This window comes from Hymenobacter terrestris, assembly GCF_013377905.1.
GTDB classification, from domain to species: domain Bacteria; phylum Bacteroidota; class Bacteroidia; order Cytophagales; family Hymenobacteraceae; genus Hymenobacter; species Hymenobacter terrestris.
In genome coordinates this window covers 1-369 of record NZ_JABKAV010000168.1, presented here as the reverse complement: position 1 = coordinate 369, position 369 = coordinate 1, and the positions used below count along the sequence as shown (strand labels likewise).

Annotated in this window: 1 protein-coding gene; it reads left to right on the top strand. The window is 72.9% G+C overall.

Translation table 11 applies throughout. The annotated features are described in order from the left end of the window. Positions 1–369, top strand: a 369-nt coding sequence (locus tag HW556_RS18465; RefSeq protein WP_176901582.1) for a DDE-type integrase/transposase/recombinase, incomplete at both ends; no start/stop codon positions are given.

The following is a 369-nucleotide window of genomic DNA, read 5'->3' as shown; positions in this document are numbered from 1 at the left end:
TACGCCACAGCCAGCGCTACGGTACGCGCCGGCTGCGGGCCGAGGTGCAGGCCGAAGGCCACGGCGTAGGCCGTTGGCGCGTTCGGCGCGTGCTCAAAGCCCACGGCTTGCGCGCTCAGCAGCCCCGCTCGTTCGTGCCCCGCACGACCGATTCCGACCCGGCCGTGCGCGCCGCACCCAACCGCTTGCTCGGCCAGCCGGCCCCCACCGCCCCCAACCGGGTCTGGGTGGGCGACATCACGTACTTGCCCCGCCAAGGCGGCGGCTGGCTCTACCTGGCCGTGTGGCTCGACCGCTGCTCGCGCAAAATCGTGGGCTGGGACGTGCGCGAGTCCATGCCCGAAGACCTGGTCAGCGAGGCCTTGCGCC